The organism is Paramagnetospirillum magneticum AMB-1 (genome assembly GCF_000009985.1).
In the GTDB taxonomy this organism is placed as follows: domain Bacteria; phylum Pseudomonadota; class Alphaproteobacteria; order Rhodospirillales; family Magnetospirillaceae; genus Phaeospirillum; species Phaeospirillum magneticum.
The window spans coordinates 171033-192130 of sequence record NC_007626.1 but is presented as its reverse complement, the minus strand read 5'-3'; the positions used below and the strand labels follow the sequence as shown (position 1 = coordinate 192130).

The following is a 21098-nucleotide window of genomic DNA, read 5'->3' as shown; positions in this document are numbered from 1 at the left end:
GTGCAGGCGGCGACAAATTCACAGCCCCAGATGCGGGGCGCACAGCCGCGACATCTCCTCGACGCTATCCGCGATGCTGCGGCCCGAGGTGTTGATCACCGCATCGGCCCGGCCATAGAGGTGACGGCGCGCCTCCAGGATGGCCTTCAGGTCTTCCATGGCGGCCATCTGCTGTCCGGCGATGGGGCGCAGGTCGCCCTGGCCCATGACCCGGCGCATATGGTCCTCGGGCGAGGCTTGGACCCAGATGGTGAAGCACGATTGCAGCAGCAGTTCGAAGGTGCGGGGCTCTGACACCAGGGAGCCGCCGGCCTCGAGCACCATGGTGGGCTGGGCTTCCAGCGTGTTTTCCAAGGCGGAATATTCCAGCTTGCGATAGCCCTTCTGGCCGGTGGACAGCAGGATCTCGGTCATGTCCATGCCGGCCATCTGCTCGATCATCGAGGTGATGCGCCGGAAGGGGGCGGCAAAGCGCCCGGCCACCGCCTCGCCCAGGGTGGTCTTGCCCGCGCCGCGTAAGCCGATCAAGGCCACCCGGCGCTTGAGCTTCAGGCCGCGCTTGAAGTTCTGGCGCAGCAGGACATAGGCCTCGGATTGCTGGTCCGGAGTCAGCTGGTCGAGGAACTTCTTGGCCAGGGGCAGGTCGGGATGGCTGGCCTCGGCCTCCGCCTCGATCAGTTCGGTGATGGGCGTATCCATGGCCTGGGCCAGCAGCCACAGGATATTGACGCTGACATTGGCCTGTCCGCCTTCCAGCTGGGCGAGGTAGCGCTCGGAAATGCCGGCATGGCTGGACAGGTCCTTGCGCGACATGCCGCGCCGGGCGCGAAAGCCCTTGACCCGATCCCCCAACCGTCTGGCGAGAACGGCGAATTCCGCCTGTTCGACCATGTGTCCCGTGCCCGAATTCCTGTTGCCCGGCATTCAGTGAAGCACGGCCGTTCCGGATTGGCTAGCCCGGACATGCACTATGGTGCCTGTTTCTGCTCATGTCCCCGTGATTGCGAGCAATCCCCGGGACCGCCCTCAGGCGCCGGGCGCCGCCGCATGAGCGGCGCGGCCCCTTGGGCCTGACCCACCCCCGACGAACCGGGTTCATCGGGGTCGGGCATCAGACTCGCCACAAGCCGAAGGGCACCACCTTGTTGCCCACGTCATGGCCGATATCGGCGCGGCCCAGATAGGCGATGCCGGCCCGTCCGCACCAGGCTCGCGCCACCTCCTCCTCGGTCTGGCCGAAATCGGGCTCGTTGGGCGGAATGTCGGAGCAGCGCCCCAGCTTCAGCCCCGCCACGTGGCGGAGCGCCGGATTGCTGGTCACCTGGAACAGGTCCCGGTCGATGCGGTACATGTATTCCGACACTTCCTCGACCATCAGCACATGACCCGCCAGGTCGGGCTGCCAGGGCGTGCCCAGCAGATGCGCCAGGATGGTCAGATTAAAGGCCGCCGTCGGCACTTCGGGCGACAGCGAGGGCTCCAGCGCCTCGGGTTTGCGCTCGGCCAGAAAGCCCAGGGCACGGACCACCGCCGCCTCGCCGCCGGGACGGATGATGTCCACCGGCATGGGTCCATGGGCCAGATGGTGAAAGCCCCGACCATACAGGGCGCCGAGCAGCGAGCCCCCGTCGGAATAGCCCATGTAGACCTTGCGCCGGGCGCCCTCTCCCAGCAGGGGCAGCAATCCCTCGATCAGCCGGCAGGCGCCATAGCCGCCGCGGGCGAACCACAGGGCGTCCAGGCTGTCGTCATTGGCGAATTGGGCGAAGACGGCGCGGCGGACCTCGTCGCTGCCGGCGAAATGGCCCTGCCTCTCGAAGCATTGGGGATGGAAGACCAGTTCCACCCGCCCGTCGGGATAAAGGCCGGAGGCCAGGGCGGAGACCCGTCCGGCGATGCCGTCGTCGATGGCCGAGCCCGGTGCGACGATGCCGATCCTGGTTCTGCCTGCACCCATCTTCCGTCGATCCCCTTGCCGTCAAAGGCCGCGAATTGTAGCCTCCGGCCATGGAGCACGACACCCCCTATTTCTTCTGCGGCATCGGCGGCAGCGGCATGCTGCCCCTGGCGCTGATCGTCCACGCCCGCGGCCACAAGGTGGCCGGTTCCGACCGCTCCCTGGACCAGGGACGGCTGGCGCCCAAGTTCGAATACCTGCAGGGACTGGGCATCCGCCTGTTCCCCCAGGACGGCAGCGGCATCACCGACCCGGCCCAGGTGCTGGTCACCTCGGCGGCGGTGGAAGACACCGTGCCCGACGTGGTGGCGGCCCGCGCCCTGAAGGCGCCCATGCTGACCCGGCCGCAATTGCTGGCCCGGCTGTTCAATGCCTCGGAGCTGCCCATCGGCATCGCCGGCACCAGTGGCAAGTCCACCACCACCGGCATGCTGGGCTGGATTCTGGAACGCTGCGGCCGCAGGCCGACGGTGATGAACGGCGCGGTGATGAAGAACTTCGTCCGCCCCGATTCGCCCTTTTCCAGCGCCCTGGTGGGCGACGGCCCGGCCTTCGTGGCCGAGGTGGACGAAAGCGACGGCTCCATCGCCAACTACGCCCCCCGGATCGCCCTGGTGAACAACATCGCCCTGGACCACAAGTCCATGGACGAGCTGCGCCGCCTGTTCGCCGACTTCACCGCCAAGGCGCGGGTGGCGGTGCTGAACCTGGACAACGGCGAGACGGCGGCCCTGGCCGCCACCCTGCCCGCCGACCGGGTGGTGACCTACAGCCTGGAGGACCCGGGCGCCGATCTTTGGGCCGAGAACGTCAGCCCGGCGCCGGACGGCATCGCCTTCACGGCGCGGACCAGGGATGGCAAGACCATGCCGGTCAAGCTGCTGGTGCCCGGCCGCCACAACGTCTCCAACGCCCTGGCGGCCCTGGCGGGCGCCCTGGCCGCCGGACTTGGACTGGAGGACGCGGCAACGGCGCTGGGCGAGTTCTCCGGCGTGCGCCGCCGCCTGGAAACCGTCGGCACCAAGGGCGGCGTCACGGTCATCGACGACTTCGCCCACAACCCCGACAAGATCTCCGCCACCCTGGCCACCCTGCACGACTGGCCCGGCCGTCTGCTGGTCATGTTCCAGCCCCACGGCTTCGGGCCGCTGCGCCTGATGAAGGACGAATTCGTCGCCTGCTTCGCCGAGAGGCTGGGGCCCGACGACGTGCTGGTCATGCCCGACCCGGTCTATTTCGGCGGCACGGTGGACCGTTCGGTGACCAGCGCCCACCTGGCCGAGGCCATCACGGCGCGGGGCCGCCGCGCCCTGGCCGTGCCCGAGCGCGCCGCCTGCGGCGATGCCCTGGTGGAGATGGCCCGGCCCGGCGACCGCATCGTGGTGATGGGCGCCCGCGACGACACCCTGTCCCTGTTCGCGGCAGAGATCCTGGCACGGCTCAAATAAGAAGGGCGGGACGCCGTGGCGTCCCGCCCTTTCACGTCACCGTGACGGGAGAGGCTTACTTGCCGCCCTTCAGGTTCGCGTAGGAGATACCGGCGGTGGCGCCGATGCCGATCTGGCCACCCAGGCCGACCGGAACCAGGACGATGTCGTTGCCGACGCCGGCCAGACCGGCCTGCGCGGCGAGGCCGAGGCCCACGGTCACCGAGGCCTTGGCACCGACATAATAGCCGGCCAGGCTGTCCTTGTTGGTCATGGTCCCGCCGATCACCAGATAGCCCATGCCGGCCATGTGCTCGATCTCGAGATCGATGCCGAACAGGATGCCGCTGGTGCCGGTGTACTTGGACGGGCCGCCGACACCGTTGTACTCACAGCTCACCGGAGTGCTGGAATGAACCACATAGGTGGTACCGGTTCCGGTCTTGCTGCAGGTCAGCACACCCAGGACCACGCCGCCATCGGCACGGGCTTCCTGACCAAACGCGAACAGCGCCGCCAAAGCGACAACAGTCGAAGCAATCCACTTCTTCATCGACCCCTCCTTACATTGCCTGTTCCACGCGCGACGACGCAGTCTCACGGAAGTGACGCCCCCATCACAGCGCGGCAACGGGCAGAGTATGGCATAGATTCCTGCAATGGAAAGCGGATTGCCTGGGCGGAATGTAACATTCCCGTGTCACCCTTTGCTGCGGCGCAGCAAATCTACGCTCGGTGAGTGTACCGCTCTCCGATCGTGCACTGTGCCATCCAATCGCGGCAGCGATCCGTATCCTTGTGACCCTCGGGCGGAGCCCAGGCGGCAAAGTCGGCCTCAGCCGTGGGCTGGTAGGGGCCGGGCTTGACCTCGACCACCAGAGTTCCCTCGGCCCGCGAGACCAGCGAGTGCCAGGTGCCGGGCGGAATTTCCACCACGCGCACCCGGTCCTCGGCCAGCTCGACGAGCGTCTCGACCCGTCCGTCATCGGCGAAGGACAGCAAGGTGCCCCGGCCGCGCAGCAGGATGAAAGTCTCGAACTGTGCCGGATGGCGGTGGGGGCGGATATAGGTCTCGGGCTCGAAGGCGATGACCATGCGCTGGACCGAATCGGCCGCATCCTGGTGCAGGTTGATATTGAGCCGCCGCCGCGGTCGTTCGGCGGCGGCGGCGGTCAGGTCGGCCAGTTCCCTGGAATCGATGGTCCTCATCGGCGGCTCTCCCTGCGTTCCAGCAATTTGAAGATGGGCGGCGCCAGCATGATCACCATCACCACCCGCACCACGTGATGGGTGGAGACGAAGGCCACGTCCTGGCCCAAAGCCAGCGCCACCAGACACATCTCGGCGATGCCGCCCGGCACGAAGGCCAGCAGCAGCACCCCGAAGGACGAATGCCCGCCCGCCGCCAGCAATCCGGCGGCTCCCGCCGACAGTACCAGCATGATGGCGGTAGCGCCCATGGCCGGACGGGCCATCCCCGCCATGTCCGACCAGGACAGGCCGCGAAAGCGGCAACCGATGGACGCGCCGGTCACCAGCTGGGCCAGCACCACCAGTTCGGCGGGCGGGCGAAAGGCGGTCAGCCCGGCCAGATGCAGGCCGGCGCTGCTCAGCATGGGGCCGGTCAGCATCCAGGCCGGCAGGCGCGCCAGACGGGCCAGTGCCGCTCCGGCCACAGCCGAGCCCAGCATGACCAGCGCATCCATGCCGCCCAGATCGGCCAGCCGCCCCATGCTCTCGGCCATGGGGACCGAATGGACGTGGGCGATCAGGCGGTAGCCGAACGGCACGGTGAAGACGATCAGCAGGATGCGGAGCGAATGGGAGAGCGCGATGGTACGCTCGTCCCCGCCCATGGCCCCGCCGGTCAGGACCATCTCGTTGATGCCCCCCGGCGCCGCCGCGAAAAAGGCGGTGACCCGGCTCATTTTCGACGTGCGCCGTAGGTAGAAGGTGACCAGCAGGCCGCTGGCCAGGGTGGCCAGGGTCAGGACCAGCAGGGAATCGCTCCACCGCCCGATGCGCGCCAGCAGATCCGGCGAGAAGGCGCTGCCCAGCATCAGGCCGAGCACGGCGATCATCACGCTGCGCATGGAAGCGGGGATTTCGGGCCGCAGCCCGCCGAGCGACGCCAGGGTGACCGCCGTCAAGGCCCCCAGCATCCAGGGCAGCGGCAGGTCGAGGGCGGCGAACAGACTCCCTCCCACGCCGCCAAGCCCGAGGGCCACGGCCCAGGATCGCAGCCTGATCATCACGGCAGGAACTGCTCGGTGATGATGCGCTCCTCCAGATTGTGCTCGGGGTCGAACAGCATGACCAGATCGCAGGTGCGGTCCTCGCGCACCTCGACCTCGACCACGTCGCGGGCCTCGGTGTAGTCGGCCACGGCGCTGACCGGCCGCTTGCCCGCTTCCAGAATCTCGAACACCACCTTGGCGGTGTGGGGCAGCAGGGCGCCGCGCCAGCGCCGGGGCCGGAAGGCGGAGATGGGGGTCAGCGCCGCGATGCCGGCGCCCAAGGGGATGATCGGCCCGTGGGCCGACAGGTTATAGGCGGTGCTGCCCGCCGGAGTGGACAGCAGGATGCCGTCGCAGATCAGCTCGTCCATGCGGATCTTGCCGTCGATGCGGATGCGCAGCTTGGCCGCCTGACGGGTCTCGCGCAGCAGCGACACCTCGTTGATGGCCAGGGCCTCCACCTCCTCGCCCGAGGCGGTGCGGGCCTTCATGCGCAGCGGGTGGAGAATCACCTCTTCCGCCTTGGACAGCCGCTCGATCAGCCCGTGCTCGCGGTAGACGTTCATCAGGAAGCCGACGCTGCCCCGGTTCATGCCGTAGATGGGCACCCGGCGATCGACGAAACGGTGCAGCGTTTCCAGCATGAAGCCGTCGCCGCCCAGGGCGATGATGACATCGGCCTCGCCGGGGTCCACATGGGGGTAGCGCTGCTCCAGCCGGGCCAGGGCCGCCTTGGCGGCCTCGGTCTCGGCGGCGACGAAAGCGATGGAGGAAAAGATCATGACTTCCCCGGATCGGTGGGGGCCATCGGGGGACGTCTACTTTCCCAGATTGGCCACGTACCAGGCATAGGCGGCGCGCAGGCCGTCCTCCAGCCCGGTGGGGGCTTTCCAGCCCAATTCGGTCATCCGGCCCACATCCATCAGCTTGCGCGGAGATCCGTCGGGCTTGGAGACATCAAACACCAAACGCCCACGGTAGTCGACGACCTTGGCCACGGTCTCGGCCAATTGGCGGATGGAATGCTCGATTCCCGTCCCGACATTCACATGCGCCTCGGCGGAATAGGCCTTCATCAGGAACACGCAGGCATCGGCCAGATCGTCGGCGGCCAGGAATTCCCGCAGCGGCGTGCCGGTTCCCCAGATCACCAGTTCGGGCGCCCCCGCATCCCGGGCCTCGTGGGCGCGGCGGATCAGGGCGGCGACCACATGGCTGTGCTCGGGGTGGTAATTGTCCCCCGGCCCATAAAGGTTGGTCGGCATGGCGGAAATGAAGTCGCAGCCCCATTGCCGCCGGAAGGCCTGACACAGCTTGATCCCGGCGATCTTGGCGATGGCGTACCACTCGTTGGTGGGCTCCAGCGGGCCGGTCAGCAGCGCATCCTCCGCCATGGGCTGGGCGGCTAGGCGGGGATAGATGCACGACGACCCCAGATACAGCAGCTTCTCCACCCCGGTCTGGCGCGAGGCCGACACCGCATTGGTGATCATGGCCAGATTGTCGTAGAGAAACTCGGCCGGACGGGTGGAATTGGCCAAAATGCCTCCCACGGTTCCGGCGGCGAAAAACACCGCCTGGGGCCGGTTGGCCTCCATCCAGGCCAGGGTGGCGGCTTGATCGCGCAAATCCAGCTCGGCATGCCCGACGGTCAGCACCCGGCAATCCTCGCGCTCCAGACGGCGCACGATGGCGGAGCCGGCCATGCCCCGATGACCGGCCACCCAGACCCGCTTGCCGGCCAAGCTGTAGACAACTGCCATCAACGTTCTCCCTGCAGACGCTTGCCTATGTAACGGCCCCACGCCGACAGCGCCCGCAAGGGCCGCCGAATGGGGCGGCGGATCAGATCCCAGGCGCTGGGCGCTACCGAACGACCCATCTTGTTGGCATCGGTGGTCGCCGTGGCTTCAACGGCCAGATCCACCAGAAAGCCGCTGGTCCGCACCCGGCGGCACCAGTCGGAATCCTCTCCCTCGGACCAGCCCAGATTGCCGTCCAGCGGCACCGACAGCAGGATATCGCGCCGGGCCGCGAACAGCCCGCCGTCGATATAGGGTTCACCCCTGTCAAGAAACGCATGATAGCGGTTCCGGGGGTAATCAATGGGCACGTTGAAACGCGTCGCCATGCGGTTGGGATCGGTGGCGTCCGAGATGACGTAGTCGAGATAGGCGCAACGGCGCCCCTGGACCGTGGCGAAGACCGCCGGTGTCACCACGTCGAATTCGCGCGGCAGGGCGGCCAGACAGCCGGGATCGAGGCTGATGCGCGCATGCAGGATCAGCACCCGGTCGAAGCGGAACTGGGTGGCCAGGAAGTTCTTCTTGGCCGAGATCAGGAAGCGCGGGCCGGGGGGCGTCTCGAACTCCACATAGCGGGCCTGGGGCCAGGGCGCCATGAAGGCCAGGTCGCGCCTCGGGCCGCAGACCAGGATCTCGCCCGCCTCGCCGGTCAGTTCCGGCTGGGCATGCAGCCCCTCCATGCAGCGGGTGAAGGCGGGCAGTTCCGCGTCGTTGCCGGAAAAGATCAGCCCCGCCGACCAGCCGGGCGCCGGCAACGGGCGGGTGCGGGTGAAGGTGAAACGGAAGGCCTCGGGCTTCATCTCGACCAGGGCGGCGTCACCGCCCAGCACCTTGAACACCAGACGCCGCACCTGGGCGAAAGGCATCTCCCAGGTCTCGGCCAAAGCGGGGCCGTCGTCCTGCACCACCAGGGTTCCGCCGGGCCGGAGAGCCCACAAGGCGTATTTCAAGGCGTGGGGCAGCAGGTTGCGGCACTTGAACCGCGCCGTACGCACCTCGACCGCATCCAGATCGCGGCAATGCTTGGCTTTGACGAGGCTTTCGATACTGTCGATGATCACGGTGGCGGCTTTAAGTCAGGGGACGGTCGGGTTGCGTGGGAAGAGGGAATTTGCTATCCAAACCCAGCGGTTTTTCCGCCCGTCGATTTGCCGCGATGGCGGCATAAAGGTCAATCCCAATTCCGAGGTCCCATGGGCGCGCGGATTCTGGCTCATCGTGGAGCCTGGAAGCAAAAGGCCGAACAGAACCGCCCCTCCTCGCTCGGTCAGGCGCTGCGGGCCGGGTTCGGCATCGAGACCGACCTGCGCGACCGGCTGGGAGGCGTGGTGATCTCCCACGACATGCCCGGCGCCGATTCCCCTGCCCTGGACCAATGCTGGGCCGAATGGATGGAGCTGGCCTCGCCCGAACGGGTGCTGGCGCTCAACGTCAAGGCCGACGGCCTGGCCGAGGCCATGGCGCCGCTGGTGGCGGGCCGGGCCTCGGACTACTTCTTCTTCGACATGTCGGTGCCCGACATGCGCCACTATCTGCGCCTGGGCCTGACCACCTTCACGCGGCATTCCGATGCCGAGCCCTCGCCCGCCTATTACGCCCAGTCCGCCGGGGTGTGGCTGGACGAGCTGGAGCGCGAATGGATCACCTCCGCCGATGTCCAGGCCCATCTGGACGCCGGCAAGCGGGTTGCCCTGGTCTCGGGCGAACTGCACCGGCGCGATCACGCTCCCATCTGGGACCTGGCCCGGCATTTTCGCCACGACGACCGCGTGATGGTCTGCACCGACCTTCCCGCCCAATTGCAGGAGTTCCTGAGGTGAGCCCCATCCGCGCCGTTCTGTTCGACCTCGACGGCGTCCTGGTGGATGCCCGCGAGTGGCATTGGGAGGCGCTCAATCAGGCGCTGCGCCTGTTCGGCTACGAGATCGGCCGCGAAGAGCACCTGACCACCTTCGACGGCCTGCCGACCCGCAAGAAGCTGGCCTATCTGCACGAGCACCGGGGCTTTCCCAAGGGGCTGGCCGGCGTCATCAACGAGTTGAAGCAGGTCTATACCAAGCAGTTGATCGCCACCCATTGCTTCCCGGTGTTCCACATCGAATATGCGGTGTCGCGCCTGAAGGCCGAGAGCTACAAGCTGGCGGTGTGCACCAACTCCATCCGCGAGACCTGCGACATGATGCTGGGCCAGTCGGGCTTACTGGAGTATTTCGACATCACCCTGTCCAATCAGGATTGCGCCCGGCCCAAGCCCGATCCCGACATCTACGTCTCGGCCATGCAGCGCCTGGGCGTGGCGCCGGTCGAGACGGTGATCGTCGAGGACAATGAGTACGGCGTGCAGGCGGCTACCGCGTCGGGCGCCCATGTGCTGCGCGTCGCCGATCCTTCCGAGGTGACCTACTGGAACATCCGCGAACGCATCCGTCTGGCGGAGGCCGCGTCATGATCCAGATCCTCATGCCCATCGCCGGCTCGGCGCGGCCCTTCCACGAGATGGGCCAGAAGTTCCCAAAGCCGCTGATCGAGGTGCTGGGCCACCCCATGGTGGAATACGCCATCCGCTCGTCCCGGCCCGCCGGCGACCACCGCTTCATTTTCGTCACCAACGCCGCCGACCGCCAGGAATTCCACCTGGACTCGGTGCTCAAGCTGCTGGCGCCCGGCTGCACCATCGTCCAGACCGAGAAGCCCACCGGCGGCGCCCTGTGCACCGCCCTGCTGGCCGTCGACCACATCGACCGCGAGGCGCCGCTGCTGGTATGCAACGGCGATCAGTGGACGGCCCGGGGCATTCAGCCGGCGCTTGACGACTTCCGCGCCCGCGACCTGGACGTGGGCATCGTCACCTTCACCTCCATGCATCCGCGCTGGTCCTTCGTGCGCACCGACGAGGACGGCATGGTGGTGGAAACCGCCGAGAAGAACCCCATCAGCAACCACGCCACCGTGGGCGCGTACTACTACCGCAACGGCGGCATGTTCGTGCGCGGCGCCGAGAAGTCGCTGCTGAAGAACACCCTGGTCAACAACCAGTTCTTCATCGTGCCTTCCATCAACCAGCTGATCCTGGAAGGCGCCCGCGTCGGCCAGCACAAGATCCCCAATGCCGAGTTCCATCCACTGGGCATCCCCGAGGACGTGTCGCACTTCCTCGACCACTTCCAGACCTCGCCGCTCGACCAATGACCAGCAAGCCGATCATCGTCATCCCCATGGCCGGCGAGGGCTCGCGCTTCGCCCAGGCGGGCTATGCCAAGCCCAAGCCGTTCATCGACGTGCTGGGCCGCCCCATGATCCACCACGTCATCGACAACGTGGCCTATGCCGGTGCCTCCACCTTGCTGATCGCCCGCGCCGCCCATTGCGCCGCCGAGCCCGGCGTGGTGGCCGAGCTGAAGGCCGCGGGCAATCTGGACATCCACCTGCTGGACGGACTGACCGAGGGCACCGCCTGCACCCTGCTGGCGGCCTATGACAAGATGGATCCGGACGCCCCCATCCTGGTGGCCAATTCCGACCAGTTCGTGGATGGCGGCGTCACGGCCATGCTGGACGACGCGCTGGCCCGCGACCTGGACGGCTCCATCATGGTCTTCAAGTCCGAGCCCCACCCCAAATGGTCCTATGCCAAGCTGCGGGACGACGGGCTGGTGGAGCGGGTGGCAGAAAAGGACCCCATCAGCGAATGGGCCACGGTCGGCATCTACTACTTCAAGTCGGCGCGGGCCTTCCGCCGGGCCGCCGAAGCCATGATCGCCGCCAACGACCGGGTCAACAACGAGTTCTATACCTGTCCGGTCTATAACTACGCCATCAAGGCCGGGGCAAGGATCGGCGTCTGGGAGATTCCCCAGACCGCCATGCACGGCCTGGGCACGCCGGAAGACCTGGACGCCTTCATCGCCGAACGGGCCGCCGGCACGTCGGCCTGATGCTGTTCAATTCGGCGCCTTTCCTGTTCGCCTTTCTGCCCCTGGTCCTGGCCGGGTTCTTCGGAATCCGGCGGATGGGATGGCGTCCGGCCATGGCGTTTCTGACGCTGGCCTCCATCGTCTTCTATGCCTGGTGGAATCCGGCCTATGCCTGGCCGCTGGCCGCCTCCATCGTCGGGAACTTCCTGTTCGGGCTGGCCATCGCGCGCAGCCGCGACACGCGCTGGGGCGGAGCGATCCTGGCGCTGGGCGTCGCTGCCAACCTGGCCTTTCTCGGCATCTTCAAGTACGAGCGCTTCTTCGCAGAATCCGTCGCGCCGCTGCTGGGGTTGATGATCACCTCGCAGCGGCTGGAACTGCCGCTCGGCGTATCGTTCTTCACCTTCACCCAGATCGCCTATCTGGTGGATGTCCGGCGTAATCTGGTCCGAGACGCCGACGCGCTGAGCTACACCCTGTTCGTCACCTTCTTCCCCCATCTGATCGCCGGCCCCATCATCCACCACAAGGAGATGATGCCCCAGTTCCGCCAGCCCCGCAGGGACTGCGCGACGAGTGAGAATCTGGTGGCCGGACTGTCCCTGTTCGCCATCGGCCTGTTCAAGAAGGCGGTGATCGCCGATTGGGTGGCGTCCTATGTCTCACCCGGTTTTTCCGCTGCCGGCGCCGGTCAGGACCTGGGCCTGCTGGCCGCCTGGCAATGCGCCCTGGCCTACACGGTGCAGATCTATTTCGACTTCTCGGGCTATTCCGACATGGCGCTGGGACTGGCGCGGCTGTTCGGCATCGATCTGCCGGTCAATTTCAACTCGCCCTACAAGGCCACCAGCATCATCGAGTTCTGGCGGCGCTGGCATATGACCCTGTCGCGCTTTCTGCGCGACTACCTGTATTTCCCGCTGGGCGGCGGGCGATGCGGCCCGGTGCGGCGCCACGTCAACCTGATGCTCGTCATGACGCTGGGCGGATTGTGGCACGGGGCCGCCTGGACCTTCGTCGCGTGGGGCTGCCTACATGGGCTGATGCTGGTGGGCAACCACGCGTGGCGGGCCATCCGTCCCGCCGTGCCGGGGCGAGGGGAAGTCGTTGCCGGCTGGATTCTGACCCAGGTCCTGGTCGTGGTCGCCTGGGTGTTCTTCCGCGCCGTCAATTTCGATGCCGCGCTGATCGTGCTGAAGGGCATGGCGGGGCTGAACGGCCTGTCGGGCGGCGCGGTCAAGGTGGCGTGGGACGGGCTGGTCCTGTCGCTGGTCCTGATGGCGGTCTGCGTCGCCGCCCCCAACAGCCAGCAGATCATGAGCGCCACCGGGCCGGGACTGGAGCCGGTCGAACGGCCGGATCGACTGGCGTGGCGCCCCACCACCGGCTGGGCCTGGACCCTGGCCGCCATGCTGGCCTGTTCCGCCATGACCCTGTGGCGAACCAGCGAATTCCTCTATTACCAGTTCTGACATGAGCCAGCCCGCCCCCCTGACAAACCTCCGTTTTCTCCTCACCCTGCTGGTGGGGGTCGTGCTGCTGTTGGCGATGGGCGCGGCCTTCAACTTTATCGTCGATCCCTATGCCAGCTTCCGCTGGAACGACATCAAAGGCTTCAATGACCAGAAGACGCTGCGGCGTGACGGCGGACGGGTCAACAAGGCGCTGATTCTCGGCCACACCAAATTCGACGTCCTGCTTTACGGCAGTTCACGCGGTGAAATGGGCCTGGACCCGCAATCGCCGGCCCTGAGTGGTGCCCTGGCCTTCAACGCCTCGCTGTCGGCCACCAATATCGTCGAGCTGTCCCATGCCATCGATTATGCCGCCCGTCACCAGTCGCCCAAGCTGGTGGTCATCGGCCTCGACCTGCTGTTGTTCGGCAGCCAGGTGTGGACCAGCGGCGATTTCGACCGCTCGGGCTTTGCCGGGGCCTCTGCCTGGCCGGTCTATGTCCGTCGCCTGCTGTCGCTGCAATCTTTCGACGATTCCGGCTGGGTCCTGTTCAGTTCGGTCAAGGGTCTTCGCCAGTCCTTCGCCAAGGACGGCACCTATGACATCGGCGCACGCAAGAAAGGCTTCGACCACCGCGCCGAGATGGACAGCGTGCTGCACCTGCAACTGTCCTTGCCTGGCTCTGAACGAACCTATGGCGGGTTTCGCTACGCGCCCGAGCGGATGGAAGACCTGCGGCGCATCCTCTCCGCCTTCGATAACGGCAAGACCCGGGTGGTGCTGTTCGTCACCCCCATCCACGCCAAGGTGCTGGAAGCCAAGGCGGGGGCCGGGCTGCTGCCCGCCTGGGAGCAGTGGAAGCGCGACCTGGCGGCGACGGTGGCCGAAAGCCATGCCGAGCTGTGGGATTTCAGCGGCTTCAACGCCATCACCACCGAGGACATCCCCCGCGACCCGGCGACCCGCATGCACTGGTACTGGGACGGCTCCCATTTCACCAAGGCGGCGGGAAATCTGATCCTGGAGCGCATCATCTCGGGCAAGGACGACCCGTCCTTCGGCATCCGGCTGACCTCGGACAATGTCGAGACCGTGATCAACCGCATCCGGTCCGAGCGAACGGCCTACGCCGCGGCCCACCCCGACGAGGTGGCCGAGGTCCGCGCCCTGGCGGAGGCCAGCGGCATCAGCCGCCGGTGACGCTCATGTGGCGGCTGACGGCGGGGCGGGAATCGCGATCGATAATGAAGTCGTGGCCCTTGGGCTTTCTGGAGATGGCCTCGGCAATGGCGGCCTCCAGCAACTGGTCGCCCTCGCTGGCCCGCAGGGGAGTGCGCAGATCGGCGGCGTCCTCCTGGCCCAGGCACATGTACAGCGTTCCGGTGCAGGTCACCCGCACGCGGTTGCAGGTCTCGCAGAAATTGTGGGTCATGGGGGTGATGAAGCCGATGCGCCCGCCGGTCTCGGCGACGCGCACATAGCGGGCCGGGCCGCCGGTGCGGTAATCGATCTCGGACAGGGTGAACCGCTGTTCCAGCCGGCTCCGCACCAGGGAGAGCGGCAGATACTGCTCGGTGCGGTCGGAATGGATGTCGCCCATGGGCATGGTCTCGATGAAGGTGAGATCGAAGCCGTGGCGCCCGCACCATTCCACCAGATGCTCGTGCTCGTCCTCGTTGCCGCCCTTCAGCGCCACCGTGTTGATCTTGACCGCCAGACCGGCGGCCTTGGCGGCCATGATTCCGTCCAAGACCTGATCCAGCTTGCCCCAGCGGGTGATGGCCTCGAACTTGGCGGGGTCCAGGCTGTCCAGCGAGACGTTGAGGCGCTTGACCCCGGCCGCCGCCAGGCCGTCGGCATGCTTGGCAAGCTGGGTGGCGTTGGTGGTCAGCGTCAGCTCGTCCAGCTCGCCCGACTTGACCAGACGGCCCAGGTTGGTGATCAGGCTCATGATGTTGCGCCGGACCAGGGGCTCGCCGCCGGTAAGGCGCAGCTTGCGCACGCCGGAACGGACGAAAGCGCCGCACAGCCGCTCCAGTTCCTCCAGCGACAGGATGTCGGCCTTGGGCAGGAAATGCATGTCCTCGGCCATGCAATAGACGCAGCGCAGATCGCAGCGGTCGGTGACCGACACGCGCAGATAACTGACCTTGCGTCCAAACGGATCGATCATGACGCATCCTCCATGCCCCTCGGCGGGGGCTTGCTCTAATGATATATATGCTGCCTGCGTTAAAAACGAGTCTTGGCGTTGGTCAAGACATCGGCAAAAGGCTTAGGAGTGCCCCCATGGTTTCCGCCCCGCAATCCAGCCAGCCCGCCATCGGCGCGGTCATCTACCCGCCGGGCAAGCCGCCCGAGGCCTTGCTGGCCGAATTCGCCGCCCAGCTGGCGGCGCGGGGCTTTCGCCTGGGTGGGCTGCTGCAGGACACGCTCCGCGACGAGACGGGCCGCAAGACCGACATGACGGTGACCGAGATCGATACGGGCCGGAAGCTGTCCATCGGCCAAAGCCTGGGCAAGGCGTCCAAGGCCTGCATCCTGGATTCCCAGGCCCTGGCCGAGGCCTCGGGCTCGGTGCGCCGCGCCATCGAAAGCCATGCCGACCTGCTGTTCATCAACAAGTTCTCCAAGTCCGAGATGGAAGGCGAAGGGCTGGCCGGCGACATGCTGGCCGCCGTGGCCGAGGGCGTGCCGGTGCTGACCGCCGTGCCCGGCGTGCTGATCGAGGAATGGACGGAGTTCACCGGCGGCCAGACCGAGCTGATCGCCCCCTCCCTGGCGGCGCTGTGGCGCTGGTGGGGACCGGGGCGGCTTTACGCCGACCTCGCCAACGGCGTGGAGGATTGCGCCGTCAAGCGGGTGGTGGTGGGGCTCAACTGGACCATGGTGGAAACCGCGACCGGCGTCGGACTGGCCCAGACGCCGGAACGCGGCACGCCGGGCTGCAACGCCGCCCCCGATGCGGGCCGACGGGGCCAGGCGGGGCTAAAGGCCCTGGCCGGGCTGGTCCATTCCGCCAATGCCTTCGATCAGGCCTTAGGCATGGCCGCCTGCAACGCCCATTACAATCGCTACGACCTCGAGCTTCCGGGCGGCAACGGCCTGGAAAGCTTTGGCGTCAAGGGTGGCGGCACCGTGGTGATCGGCGCCTTTCCCGGCATCGCCGAGCGCCTGCCCGGCGCCAAGATCGTCGACCGCAAGCCCGGCCCCGGCCAATATCCGGAACAGGCCGCCGAGTGGCTGCTGCCTGCCGCCGAGGCGGTGATCATCACCGCGTCGACCCTGGCCAACCGCTCGGCGCCCCATCTCTTGCATCTGGCCCGCTTCGCCCGGGTGGCCCTGGTGGGGCCGGGGGCGCCGCTGACCGAGCGCCTGCTGAGCTATGGCGTCGAGGTCAGTTCGGGGCTGATCGCCCAGGACCCCGACGGCTTGGCCCGTGCCGTGGCCGAGGGCGGGGGCGCCAAGGATCTGAAGCGATTCAGCCGCCAGGCCACCCTCCGCCGCCCGGCCCCATGATCAGGCTGTTCGAGATGGCGGATTCCTGATACTTCGATCGCCACAACAAGCGGACGGACAGCGATTGCGGATTTCCTGGTCACTGGGGGCGTGGCGGCCGATGATGCGGCACTTGGCCGATAGGGGCACGGTGGCGATCACCATCGACGATGCCCCCATGCCTGATAGCACGCCGGCCTTGCTCGACCTGCTGGACCGCTTCGATGCCAAGGCCACCTTCTTTATGAGCGGCTGCCGCGCGGTGTCGCAGGACGCCCTGTTGGCCGAGACGGTCAGGCGCGGCCACGCCGTCTACGCCCATGGCTGGGACCATGTGCGCCTCGACCGCGAGCCCACCTCCCGCCTGCTCGACGACATGGAACGCTGCGAAGCCCTGCTGGCCCGCCACCGCCCGACGCCCCAGCCCTATCTGGTGCGCCTGCCCTATAACGGCGGGCGGCGCTCGGCGCGCATCCACCGGGCCTTGGCCGCGTGGAAGCCGGGCTGCGCCCTGGTCCATTGGGGCCCCAGCACCGAGGACCACATGACCTCAACCCGCTGCGCCGCGCCCGAGGACGTGGAAACCGAGTGCCGTAGGGATGTGGAGCGCCTGCTGGCCGATCCCCGCCTGCCCGGCGGCATCCTCCTGATGCACGACCAGCCCATCAACGAGCGCCCGGGCGCCCAGTTCAAGCCCGCCGTCACCATCGCCATGCTGCGGCTGCTGCTGGAGGGCCTCCAAGCCCGCCGCTTGCGCTGCGTCACCCTGCCGCCGCCCCCGCCTCAGGCATGGTGGCGACGCTTCATCCTGGTCTGAGAGAGGAAATCCTTGCGCATTCTCCACACCATTCCGGGACGCAATTGGGGCGGCATGGAACACCGCACCATGGAACAGGTGCGCTGGCTGAAGGCCCATGGCCACGATGTGTGGCTGGCCTCGCCGTCGGACGGCGAATCCTACAAGCGGGCCGAGGCCGCCGGGCTGCCGGTGATCGACTTCGACTTCGACCGCCCGTGGAAGCCCGCCACCGTGCGCGGCTTTCGCCGGCTGCTGATCGAAAAACGTGTCGAGGTGGTTGACACCCACGTCACCCGCGACGCCAAAACCGCCGCCGCCTGCCTGGATCTGGTGGCGGTAGTGCGCTCGCGCCACGTCAACCAGCCGCTCAAGGGCGGCATGATTCGCCGCGCTCAATGGCGGCTGGGTGCGGACTGGCTGATCACCGTGGCCGAATGCACCCGGAGCCAATTGCTGGAGGTCGGGCTGGCCGATGCCAAGCGCTCGGTCTCCATCGGCGGCTGGGCGGACGAGCGCTTCTTCGACCTGCCCGATCCGGTGGCCACCCGCGCCCGCCTGCGCGCCGCGCTGAACATTCCCGCCGAAGCCTATGCCTGGGTCTGCGTCGGCATGATCCGCCCCGACAAGGGCCAGGACCATCTGCTGGCCGCCCTGGCCCTGCTCAAGGACAAGGGCCTGTCCCCCATGCTGGCGATCGTCGGCTCGGCCACCGCCGAATGCGCCGATTACGAGCGCGGCCTGCACACGCAGTTGGAGGCTGCCGGGCTGAGTGGCCAGGTGGTGTTCACCGGCTATCGCGACGACGTGTCGGAACTGATGCAGATGGGCGACGCGGTGGTGATTCCCTCGCTGACCGAAGCCCAGCCCCGGGTCGCCGTCCAGGCCTTCGCCGTGGGCAAGCCGGTGGTGGCCAGCAATGTGGGCGGCGTTCCGGAAATCGTCTTTGACGGCCGGACGGGACTGCTGGTTCCCCCCGCCGACCCCGTTCGCCTCGCCGAGGCCATGGCCCGCGTCATGACCGACCACGAAGCCACCGCCCGCATGGCCGCCGCCGCGAGGCAACTGGCGGAGAAGGACATGCGCTTCGACAACCGCATGAACCAGACCCTGGAGGTCTACCGCACGGCCCAGGCCCACGCCCGCAAGCGCTTCCTGCCCCGCTTCAAGGGTGTCGGCGCATGACCTCCCTGACGGCCCTCGTGGTCATCTGCAACGAGGAAAAGCGCCTGCCCGCCTGCCTGGAGAAGCTGCGCTTCGCCGACCAGGTGGTGGTGGTGCTCGACAAGTGCACCGACGGCAGCAAGGACATCGCCCTGGCCTTCGGAGCCCGCATCGTCGAGGGGCGCTGGGACCTGGAGGGCGACCGCCGCAACACCGGCATTGCCGCCTGCGACACCGAATGGGTGCTGGAGGTGGATGCCGACGAGCACGTCCCCCCCGCTTTGGCCGAGGAAATCCGCCGGGTCATCGCCACGTCGCCCTTCGACTGGCACGAGATCCTGGTGGACAATCACATCGGCGACCGTCTGGTCCGCCACGGCTGGGGCGCCTCTTACGGCAAGGCCGCCTATCCCGGCCTGTTCCGCAAGGCCGCCAAGACCTGGGGCCGCGACCGCGTCCACCCCTCGCTGGTCTGGCGGGGCAGGAAAGGCCCCATGCTGGTCAACCGGCTGGACCACTACGTGGACAAGAACATCTCGGACATGATCCGGCGCCTGGATTCCTATTCCACCGCCAAGGCCCGCGACCTGCGCGACCGTGGCGAAACCTGGGGCTCCACCGCCTCCAATATCCGCCGGCTGTTCTCTCGCTTCTTCAAATGCTATGTGCGGCGGGGCGGCTGGCGGGAAGGCGGCTATGGCCTGATCATCGCCATCTGCGCCGGGCTTTATCCCCTGCTGTCCCACTTCAAAGCCAAGTACGAGAAGGAATAGCGCCCATGGCCCGCATCGTCATGACCGACGACGGCATCAGCTTCGACGGCGCCACATTGGAGGAACGGCCGCTGGGCGGGGCCGAGACTTCGTTCATCGAGATGGCCAACGCCCTGGCGGCGCGCGGCCACGAGGTGCTGGTCTGCAACAAGTGCGAGGCGGAACGGGTCCACAGGGGCGTCACCTGGCGCCCCCTGTCCCAGGGCGTGCCCGACAGCGCCGATCTCTACATCGCCAATCGCGGCGACAAGCTGATCCGCCTGTGCCCCAAGGCCAGGCGCACCATCTTCTGGATTCACAATCCCGCCGGCTACCTGCTGAAGTGGCGCTATCAGTGGAAGCTGGCGCTGCGCCTGCCGGTGATCGTGTTCTCCGGGGCCAGCCACGCCTCCACCTATCCGTCCTTCGCCATGGCCGGCGGCCGGGAAACCGTGCCATACGGCCTGACCGACCTGTTCTGCCACGCCACGCCGCGCACCGAGCCGCCGCCGCCCCGGGTGGTGTTCACCTCCAATCCCATGCGGAGCCTGGACTGGCTGCTGGACCTGTGGGAGCGACGCATCCGCCCGGCCGTGCCCAACGCCGAACTGCACGTCTTCGCCGGCACCGCCACCTATGGCGCCGCCGGCGCTGCCAAGGCCGACCGCATGGGCGTGGTGCTGAACAAGGCCGCCGCCATGGCGGCCCACGACGTGGTGCTGCGCGGCCCCGTCCCCAAGACCCAGCTGGTGGATGAACTGGCCGCCGCCCGCGCCCTGCTCTATCGCGGCGATATCGGCGAGACCTTCTGTTCGGCGGTGGCCGAGGCCCAGGCCATGGGTGTGCCCGCCGTGCTGCAGGACATCGCCTGCATGAGAGAACGGGTGATCGAGGGAGAAACCGGCTATTGCGTGAAGGATGAGGAAACCTTTGTCAGTCATGCTGTGGCCATCCTCAGCGACGACGCCCTGTGGCGGCGTCTACATCTGGCCTGCCTGGTGAAACAGCGAAGCTGGCACTGGGATCAGGCGGCGGCCGAGTTCGAGCGCATCGGCCGGTTGGGGTAGCTTGCTTTCGTGGGGCCTTTGTCCTACGAAGTTTCAAGACGCAGAAAGCGGGGGAACGGGTGCCATGAAGTATGATCGCAAGCGGGTTCTGGTCACGGGCGGCGCCGGCTTCCTCGGCTCCCACCTCTGCGAGCGGCTGCTGGCGGAAGGCTGCGACGTGCTGTGCGTCGACAACTTCTTCACCGGCACCAAGGCCAACATCGCGCATCTGCTGGACAATCCCTATTTCGAGATGATGCGCCACGACGTCACCTTCCCGCTGTATGTGGAAGTGGACGAGATTTTCAATCTGGCCTGCCCGGCGTCCCCCATCCACTACCAGCGCGACCCGGTGCAGACCACCAAGACCTCGGTGCACGGCGCCATCAACATGCTGGGCCTGGCAAAAAGGGTGGGCGCGAAGATCTTCCAGTCCTCCACCTCCGAGGTGTATGGCGATCCGGATGTGCATCCCCAGCCGGAAAGCTATCGCGGCAACGTCAATCCCATCGGCCCGCGCGCCTGCTACGACGAGGGCAAGCGCTGCGCCGAGACGCTGTTCTTCGATTACTGGCGCCAGCACAGCCTGCGCATCAAGGTGGCGCGCATCTTCAACACCTATGGCCCGCGCATGCATCCCGACGATGGCCGCGTGGTGTCCAATTTCATCATGCAGGCGCTGCAGGGCCAGCCCATCACGCTCTACGGCGACGGCAGCCAGACCCGTTCGTTCTGCTATGTGGATGACCTGATCGAAGGCTTCATCCGCCTGATGAACAGCCCCGACGACATCACCGGCCCCATCAACCTGGGCAACCCGCGCGAGATGACCATCCGCCAGTTGGCCGAACTGGTGGTCCGAATGACTGGCGCCAAGTCCGAGATCATCTACAAGCCGCTGCCCGCCGACGACCCCATGCAGCGCAAACCCGACATCACTCAGGCCAAGGCCGTGCTGAACGACTGGGAGCCCAAGGTGGCGCTGGAGCAGGGCCTGGAAAAGACCATCGCCTATTTCAAGGGCAAGATTGCCGAGTGAGCCACCAT

22 protein-coding genes are annotated in these 21098 nt (G+C 67.1%); 13 read left to right on the top strand and 9 right to left on the bottom strand.

Annotation, left to right across the window (positions count from 1 at the left end; all coding sequences use genetic code 11):
- Positions 1 to 18: 18 nt before the first annotated feature.
- Both AMB_RS00855 and AMB_RS00850 read right to left on the bottom strand, forming a co-directional pair.
- A complete protein-coding gene (locus AMB_RS00855; protein WP_231848937.1) occupies positions 19 to 924 on the bottom strand; it encodes a helix-turn-helix transcriptional regulator in 906 nt (301 codons plus the stop codon).
- Positions 925 to 1111: 187 nt separating this feature from the next.
- A complete protein-coding gene (locus AMB_RS00850) occupies positions 1112 to 1957 on the bottom strand; it encodes an LD-carboxypeptidase (RefSeq protein WP_011382614.1) in 846 nt (281 codons plus the stop codon).
- 50 nt (positions 1958 to 2007) lie between these two features.
- Here AMB_RS00850 and murC point away from each other — a divergent pair, with 50 nt between their 5' ends.
- Entirely contained in the window at positions 2008 to 3405 is a 1398-nt protein-coding gene (gene murC / locus AMB_RS00845; protein ID WP_011382613.1) for a UDP-N-acetylmuramate--L-alanine ligase, read from the top strand.
- Positions 3406 to 3460: 55 nt separating this feature from the next.
- Here the strand turns inward: murC and AMB_RS00840 are convergent, their stop codons facing one another.
- The 6 genes from AMB_RS00840 to AMB_RS00815 form a co-directional block, all read right to left on the bottom strand.
- A complete protein-coding gene (locus AMB_RS00840; RefSeq protein ID WP_050750595.1) occupies positions 3461 to 3937 on the bottom strand; it encodes a DUF992 domain-containing protein in 477 nt (158 codons plus the stop codon).
- A 173-nt stretch (positions 3938 to 4110) separates the two neighbouring features.
- Entirely contained in the window at positions 4111 to 4593 is a 483-nt protein-coding gene (locus AMB_RS00835) for a WbuC family cupin fold metalloprotein (protein ID WP_011382611.1), read from the bottom strand.
- Positions 4590 to 5636, bottom strand: coding sequence for an AbrB family transcriptional regulator (locus tag AMB_RS00830; protein ID WP_011382610.1), 1047 nt, complete (start codon positions 5634 to 5636; stop codon positions 4590 to 4592). Before AMB_RS00830 ends, AMB_RS00835 begins: the two co-directional genes overlap by 4 nt.
- Positions 5636 to 6403 (bottom strand): NAD kinase, encoded by a 768-nt coding sequence (locus AMB_RS00825; RefSeq protein ID WP_011382609.1) that lies wholly within the window; start codon positions 6401 to 6403, stop codon positions 5636 to 5638. Before AMB_RS00825 ends, AMB_RS00830 begins: the two co-directional genes overlap by 1 nt.
- A 36-nt stretch (positions 6404 to 6439) precedes the next feature.
- The gene (locus AMB_RS00820) at positions 6440 to 7384 is read right to left on the bottom strand and encodes a GDP-L-fucose synthase family protein (protein WP_011382608.1); all 945 of its coding nucleotides are present in this window, start codon (positions 7382 to 7384) and stop codon (positions 6440 to 6442) included.
- Complete coding sequence (locus AMB_RS00815) at positions 7384 to 8487, bottom strand: hypothetical protein (protein WP_043743051.1); 1104 nt, start codon at positions 8485 to 8487, stop codon at positions 7384 to 7386. The genes AMB_RS00820 and AMB_RS00815 overlap by 1 nt, the downstream gene beginning before the upstream one ends.
- Before the next feature lie 132 nt (positions 8488 to 8619).
- Here AMB_RS00815 and AMB_RS26210 point away from each other — a divergent pair, with 132 nt between their 5' ends.
- The 6 genes from AMB_RS26210 to AMB_RS00785 are packed head-to-tail and all read left to right on the top strand — an operon-like array spanning position 8620 to position 13995.
- A complete protein-coding gene (locus tag AMB_RS26210) occupies positions 8620 to 9246 on the top strand; it encodes a hypothetical protein (RefSeq protein ID WP_043743048.1) in 627 nt (208 codons plus the stop codon).
- Entirely contained in the window at positions 9243 to 9875 is a 633-nt protein-coding gene (locus AMB_RS00805) for an HAD family hydrolase (protein ID WP_011382605.1), read from the top strand. The genes AMB_RS26210 and AMB_RS00805 overlap by 4 nt, the downstream gene beginning before the upstream one ends.
- Positions 9872 to 10615: a glycosyltransferase family 2 protein gene (locus AMB_RS00800; RefSeq protein WP_011382604.1), complete on the top strand. Its 744-nt coding sequence runs from the start codon at positions 9872 to 9874 to the stop codon at positions 10613 to 10615. The genes AMB_RS00805 and AMB_RS00800 overlap by 4 nt, the downstream gene beginning before the upstream one ends.
- Entirely contained in the window at positions 10612 to 11361 is a 750-nt protein-coding gene (locus AMB_RS00795) for a glycosyltransferase family 2 protein (protein ID WP_011382603.1), read from the top strand. Before AMB_RS00800 ends, AMB_RS00795 begins: the two co-directional genes overlap by 4 nt.
- Complete coding sequence (locus AMB_RS00790) at positions 11361 to 12812, top strand: MBOAT family O-acyltransferase (RefSeq protein ID WP_011382602.1); 1452 nt, start codon at positions 11361 to 11363, stop codon at positions 12810 to 12812. The genes AMB_RS00795 and AMB_RS00790 overlap by 1 nt, the downstream gene beginning before the upstream one ends.
- A gap of 1 nt (position 12813) precedes the next feature.
- Positions 12814 to 13995 (top strand): hypothetical protein, encoded by a 1182-nt coding sequence (locus tag AMB_RS00785; RefSeq protein ID WP_011382601.1) that lies wholly within the window; start codon positions 12814 to 12816, stop codon positions 13993 to 13995.
- On the opposite strand, the gene moaA is transcribed toward AMB_RS00785, so the two are convergent.
- Positions 13982 to 14968: a GTP 3',8-cyclase MoaA gene (moaA, locus tag AMB_RS00780; RefSeq protein WP_011382600.1), complete on the bottom strand. Its 987-nt coding sequence runs from the start codon at positions 14966 to 14968 to the stop codon at positions 13982 to 13984. The genes AMB_RS00785 and moaA overlap by 14 nt on opposite strands.
- Before the next feature lie 116 nt (positions 14969 to 15084).
- On the opposite strand from moaA, the gene AMB_RS00775 reads away from it, so the two are divergent.
- From AMB_RS00775 to AMB_RS00750, 6 genes are all read left to right on the top strand, one after another.
- Positions 15085 to 16314: a DUF2478 domain-containing protein gene (locus AMB_RS00775; protein WP_043743045.1), complete on the top strand. Its 1230-nt coding sequence runs from the start codon at positions 15085 to 15087 to the stop codon at positions 16312 to 16314.
- Between the two features lie 100 nt (positions 16315 to 16414).
- Positions 16415 to 17110, top strand: coding sequence for a polysaccharide deacetylase family protein (locus tag AMB_RS00770; protein WP_083763402.1), 696 nt, complete (start codon positions 16415 to 16417; stop codon positions 17108 to 17110).
- 12 nt (positions 17111 to 17122) lie between these two features.
- On the top strand, positions 17123 to 18274 hold the full coding sequence (locus AMB_RS00765) for a glycosyltransferase family 4 protein (protein ID WP_011382597.1): 1152 nt from the start codon (positions 17123 to 17125) through the stop codon (positions 18272 to 18274).
- Positions 18271 to 19026 (top strand): glycosyltransferase family 2 protein, encoded by a 756-nt coding sequence (locus AMB_RS00760; protein WP_011382596.1) that lies wholly within the window; start codon positions 18271 to 18273, stop codon positions 19024 to 19026. Before AMB_RS00765 ends, AMB_RS00760 begins: the two co-directional genes overlap by 4 nt.
- Before the next feature lie 5 nt (positions 19027 to 19031).
- Positions 19032 to 20072 (top strand): glycosyltransferase, encoded by a 1041-nt coding sequence (locus AMB_RS00755; RefSeq protein ID WP_011382595.1) that lies wholly within the window; start codon positions 19032 to 19034, stop codon positions 20070 to 20072.
- 64 nt (positions 20073 to 20136) lie between these two features.
- Positions 20137 to 21090 (top strand): UDP-glucuronic acid decarboxylase family protein, encoded by a 954-nt coding sequence (locus AMB_RS00750; protein WP_043743043.1) that lies wholly within the window; start codon positions 20137 to 20139, stop codon positions 21088 to 21090.
- The last annotated feature ends 8 nt before the right edge of the window (positions 21091 to 21098 follow it).